The sequence below is a fragment of the Pseudoalteromonas prydzensis genome (assembly GCF_011050055.1).
In the GTDB taxonomy this organism is placed as follows: domain Bacteria; phylum Pseudomonadota; class Gammaproteobacteria; order Enterobacterales; family Alteromonadaceae; genus Pseudoalteromonas; species Pseudoalteromonas prydzensis_A.
This window is the reverse complement of the sequence record NZ_DRGM01000140.1, coordinates 1-5,207: the sequence shown is the minus strand read 5'-3', so window position 1 is coordinate 5,207 and position 5,207 is coordinate 1. Positions and strand designations below refer to the sequence as shown.

4 protein-coding genes and 1 pseudogene are annotated in these 5,207 nt (G+C 42.2%); 4 read left to right on the top strand and 1 reads right to left on the bottom strand.

The genetic code is table 11. The features are described 5' to 3' along the window. Positions 1-44 precede the first annotated feature (44 nt). From hutC to hutH, 3 genes are all read left to right on the top strand, one after another. Positions 45-752: a histidine utilization repressor gene (gene hutC / locus ENH88_RS13410; protein ID WP_024600420.1), complete on the top strand. Its 708-nt coding sequence runs from the start codon at positions 45-47 to the stop codon at positions 750-752. A gap of 66 nt (positions 753-818) precedes the next feature. Next, positions 819-2,492: a urocanate hydratase gene (hutU, locus tag ENH88_RS13405; protein WP_304182818.1), complete on the top strand. Its 1,674-nt coding sequence runs from the start codon at positions 819-821 to the stop codon at positions 2,490-2,492. A 2-nt stretch (positions 2,493-2,494) separates the two neighbouring features. Next, positions 2,495-4,030: a histidine ammonia-lyase gene (gene hutH, locus ENH88_RS13400; protein ID WP_304182815.1), complete on the top strand. Its 1,536-nt coding sequence runs from the start codon at positions 2,495-2,497 to the stop codon at positions 4,028-4,030. On the opposite strand, the gene ENH88_RS13395 is transcribed toward hutH, so the two are convergent. Beyond that, positions 4,027-4,797, bottom strand: coding sequence for an NADP-binding protein (locus ENH88_RS13395; protein ID WP_304182814.1), 771 nt, complete (start codon positions 4,795-4,797; stop codon positions 4,027-4,029). The genes hutH and ENH88_RS13395 overlap by 4 nt on opposite strands. 116 nt (positions 4,798-4,913) lie before the next feature. Between ENH88_RS13395 and ENH88_RS13390 the strand changes: the two are divergent. Next, a pseudogene (locus tag ENH88_RS13390) lies at positions 4,914-5,207 on the top strand (chemotaxis protein); the annotation flags it as partial.

The following is a 5,207-nucleotide window of genomic DNA, read 5'->3' as shown; positions in this document are numbered from 1 at the left end:
TCATCTTATTTATATAGTTTATTTTTAATGTAACCATAAATTTAATGACGACACCTAAATTTGCGCAAATAAAACAATTCATTGTTGATAAAATTCGCAGCGGTACGTGGCAAGAAAACCAACGTGTTCCCTCTGAAAACGAACTTAGTAGTCAATTTAGTGTCAGCAGAATGACAGCCCGCCGAGCACTAAGCGAATTAACCGAGGCAGGTATTTTAACCCGCAGCCAAGGGTTAGGTACATTTGTAGCTACATTTAAATCGCAGTCATCGTTACTCGAAATAAAAAACATTGCTGATGAAGTAAAAGAACGTAACGGTAATTACACCTGTAGTGTACTCATACTTGAATCAATAAATGCAGTCGCACCTATTGCCATTGCGCTTGGTGTTGAGATTGACAGTGTTGTATACCGAAGTGTACTCGTGCATAACGAAAACGACAGCCCCTTGCAGCTAGAAGAGCGTTTTGTAAACCCTGCTCTTGCGGCTGGTTACTTACAACAAGACTTTAGCACACTTACACCTCATGAATACCTATCTAGTGTTGCACCACTTACACAAGCAAGGCATACCGTGGAGGCTATTATGCCAAACAGCGAGATGTGCCAATGGTTGAACTTATATAATGAAGAGCCGTGCTTACAAGTTATTCGACGCACATGGTCTGTTAACGGCATTGTAAGCTTTGCGCGCCTTGTATCACCGGGCAGTAAATATCGCTTAGGTGGCCACTTAACATTTAAAAAATAACAAACAATAGCGCTTACTGCGCTTTTTTTATAACAAATCACCTTGTATATACAACAGGAGCAAAACATGAACAACCGACTCGACACAAGTCGCGTAATACGTGCACCTCATGGCGATAAAATAAGTGCTAAAAGCTGGCAAACTGAAGCAGCTAAACGCATGCTAATGAATAACCTAGACCCTGAAGTTGCAGAACATCCTCATGCACTTGTTGTATATGGTGGTATTGGCCGAGCAGCTCGCGATTGGCCAAGTTATGACAAAATTATAGAAACCCTCGATAGGCTCGAAAACGACGAAACCCTACTTGTACAATCAGGAAAACCCGTTGGTGTATTTAAAACCCACAGTAATGCCCCTCGTGTACTTATTGCCAACTCAAACCTTGTTCCGCACTGGGCAAATTGGGAACATTTTAACGAGCTCGATAAAAAAGGCTTGATGATGTATGGGCAAATGACAGCAGGTTCTTGGATTTATATTGGCTCTCAAGGCATAGTACAAGGTACTTACGAAACATTTGTAGCTATGGCAAAGCAACATTTTTTAGGCTGCGCTAAAGGGAAATGGGTATTAACAGGTGGTCTTGGTGGTATGGGCGGTGCGCAACCACTTGCAGCTACAATGGCAGGGTTTAGCGCGCTAGTTGTTGAATGCGATGAAAGCCGTATCGATTTTCGTATAAAAACAGGCTACGTTGATATAAAAGCAACGAACCTTGAACACGCACTGCAATTAATAACCGATGCATGTATAAAAGGTGAAGCCCTATCGGTGGGTTTGCTTGGTAACGCTGCTGATGTATTTAGTACACTGGTTAAAACAGGTATTACACCTGATGTAGTTACAGATCAAACATCAGCTCACGATCCACTCAATGGTTACTTACCACAAAACTGGACAATGGAGCACGCAGCACAAATGCGTGAGCAAGATCCAAAAGCGGTAGTAAAAGCCGCAAAACAATCAATGGCAGTCCAAGTTAGAGCCATGCTGGCGCTGCAAAAAGCGGGTGCCGCAACAACCGACTATGGTAATAATATTCGCCAAATGGCGTTTGATGAAGGTGTTACCAACGCGTTTGATTTTCCTGGATTTGTACCCGCCTATATTCGCCCTTTATTTTGTGAAGGTATTGGACCATTTAGATGGGTAGCACTATCGGGCGACCCAGAAGATATTTATAAAACCGATGCAAAAGTAAAAGAGCTTATTCCTGATGATGCACATTTGCATAACTGGCTTGATATGGCCCGTGAACGCATTCAATTTCAAGGGCTACCTGCACGTATTTGTTGGGTAGGTTTAAAAGATAGAGCACGCCTTGCACTGGCCTTTAACGAAATGGTTAAAAATGGGGAACTTAAAGCCCCTATAGTTATTGGTCGCGATCACCTCGACTCTGGCTCAGTTGCCAGCCCTAACCGTGAAACCGAAAGCATGAAAGATGGCTCAGATGCAGTATCGGATTGGCCATTACTCAATGCACTCCTTAATACGGCAAGTGGTGCTACTTGGGTGTCACTTCATCATGGCGGCGGTGTAGGTATGGGCTTTAGCCAGCACTCTGGTGTGGTTATTGTTGCCGATGGTACAAATGAAGCTAAAGAGCGTATTGCTCGCGTACTTTGGAACGACCCTGCAACGGGCGTAATGCGCCATGCTGATGCTGGATACGACACAGCAAAAAACTGCGCTAAAGAGCAAAATTTAGACTTACCAATGTTAGACAAGGAATAATCATGTTCGAACTTACTCTCACGCCAGGCTCACTTGATTTAAACACACTGAGAAAAATTAATAATTCACCAGTAAAATTAAGCCTTGTAAAGCATGCTGAATCACAAATAGCAGCCAGCGCACAAACCGTTCAAAACGTTATTAATGAGCACCGCACTGTATATGGGATTAACACCGGCTTTGGGTTATTAGCTAATACCAAAATAGCCGACGACGAACTTGAATTATTACAGCGCTCCATTGTGCTTTCACACGCTGCGGGCATTGGCGAATACATGGATGACAGCACAGTAAGGTTAATGATCACCTTAAAAGTAAACTCGCTTTCGCGCGGCTACTCGGGTATTCGCCTGCAAGTAATCCAATTTTTTATGCAGCTGCTTAGTAGCAAAGTATATCCGTGTGTGCCTAAAAAAGGCTCCGTGGGGGCATCGGGAGATTTAGCCCCTCTTGCGCATATGTGCCTACCTTTATTAGCTGAAGGTCAAATGCGACATAAAGGAAAAATAATTAGTGCAGCGCAAGGGTTAAAAATAGCGGGGCTTGAACCTCTTACCCTTGCAGCTAAAGAAGGCTTAGCATTATTAAATGGCACACAAGCGTCGACTGCATTTGCACTACAAGGCCTATTTAGAAGCGAGAACTTATATGCACAAAGCTGCGTTATCGGCTCGATAAGCATAGAAGCTGCAATGGGTAGTCGCGCGCCATTTGATGCACGTATTCATGATATTCGTGGTCAGCGCGGACAAATAGACACTGCTCAAGTATTTAGAGAGCTACTCGATACGCACTCTCAAATTAGTGATTCCCACGTCAATTGTGAAAAAGTACAAGACCCTTATTGCCTTCGCTGCCAACCTCAAGTGCTAGGTGCTTGCCTAACTCAGATACGTCAAGCCGCAGAAGTATTGTTATGCGAGTCAAACGGTGTAACCGATAATCCGCTAGTTTTTGCCGATGTAGGCGACATAATATCGGGAGGAAACTTTCATGCAGAGCCCGTTGCAATGGCCGCTGATAACTTAGCTATCGCAATTGCCGAAATTGGTGCATTAGCAGAGAGGCGAATTGCATTACTTATCGATTCAAACCTATCCAAGTTACCGCCATTTTTAGTTGAAAACGGCGGTGTAAATTCAGGTTTTATGATTGCTCAAGTTACCGCAGCTGCGCTTGCGTCAGAAAACAAATCATTAGCGCATCCAGCTTCGGTTGATAGCTTGCCTACATCTGCAAATCAAGAAGATCATGTTTCTATGGCAACCTTTGCAGCAAGGCGATTAGATGAAATGGCCAATAATACCCAAGGTGTTTTGGCAATAGAATGGTTAGCATCGGTTCAAGGGCTAGAATTTAGAAAACCGCTTGAACCATCAAATAAAGTACAAAGCGCTAAAGCGTTATTGCGCGAGCATGTGAGTTATTATGATAAAGACCGCTATTTCGCTCCCGATATAGAAGCTGCCAATACATTATTAAGTGAAGGTAAGTTATGCGACTTCATAGAGAGCAATCCCCTACCTTCAGCATATTAAATACCATATTGGTAAGTAAAGCCTAGCGCTTCGATAGCTGAGCCAATAACTTTGCGCTCAGCTTTATCATCACTGGTAAAGCGTGGTAACTCGCCGCCATGTGCTGCACACTTCACTGCGTAGTATTCAGCTTTAGTTGGGTGAGCAGGATTAACCACATTATAAATATTTTGCCCTACTTGCCAGTGCTCTATCACCGCAAAAATAGCATTAATTACATCTTGTTGATGCACCATATTTACCACTTGCTCACTTGATGTATTGAGCTCTTTACCTGCCACAAAACGCCCAGGTTCTCTATTTGGCCCTAGTAATCCAGCTAAACGCAGCGCTTTTCCGTCTTGCTCAAGTACTTGCTCTTCTGCCTCATAGAGCTTTATTTGGCGCTCGTTTGTGCATGAAATATCGCTACTTTCGCTATATACACCAGGCTCTTGATCGTATACCCCGGTTGATGAGCACAATAAAAAGCCCTTTGCGTTTAACTCCTTTGAAAGCTTAAGCGCTGCGGTGAGTGTTTCAGGATAATTACTTTCACTGTGCCTGCTACGTGGTGGAATAGCACATACCCAATAAGCATTTTGTAAATCAACTTGATGCACTAATTGGCCACCTTCAAGTGTAAACTGACGCTCAAAGTCAAACTCGTGTATATCTGTTCTATGCGTTCCTTGTACTTGCCAATCAGCTTTTTGCGCACTTACGCATAAAGCATGTCCTAACCAACCTGCACCTAATACTACTAATTTATTACTTTTATTTGTCATTTTTGTATAAGCCTTTATTTTAAACGCATAATTAGTTCTTTCTATCTAACTTTATAGAGATTTTAAGTAAGATATGATTAGATATAATTTCATAAATAATAAAAATATGCGTACTCATGCTAAATAATTTATCATTACGGAAGAAAATATTATTATTGATTGGTGGAACAATTACCGTTTTACTAATTATTGCCTCAACATTTTTTGTTAAACACATTGCCAACCTCTCTAGAGAAAACATAGAAAACGAAGCACAGAGTTATCTACAGACCGAGCAACTTTCAATGCAAAGTTACTTTGCGATGTACGGTAAAATGGTATCAACCTTTGTTAATAACCCACATTTAATCAATTTTTTTGAAAATTGGGATACTCGCGATCAAGCACTTGAAAGCGCGCCAGGTTACAAC

What these genes read in the sequence shown, in the direction of transcription:
- hutC (WP_024600420.1), top strand. Translation starts at nt 45, where the DNA reads ATGACGACACCTAAATTTGCGCAAATAAAACAATTCATTGTTGATAAA.
- ENH88_RS13395 (WP_304182814.1), bottom strand. Translation starts at nt 4,797, where the DNA reads ATGACAAATAAAAGTAATAAATTAGTAGTATTAGGTGCAGGTTGGTTA.
- hutH (WP_304182815.1), top strand. Translation starts at nt 2,495, where the DNA reads ATGTTCGAACTTACTCTCACGCCAGGCTCACTTGATTTAAACACACTG.
- hutU (WP_304182818.1), top strand. Translation starts at nt 819, where the DNA reads ATGAACAACCGACTCGACACAAGTCGCGTAATACGTGCACCTCATGGC.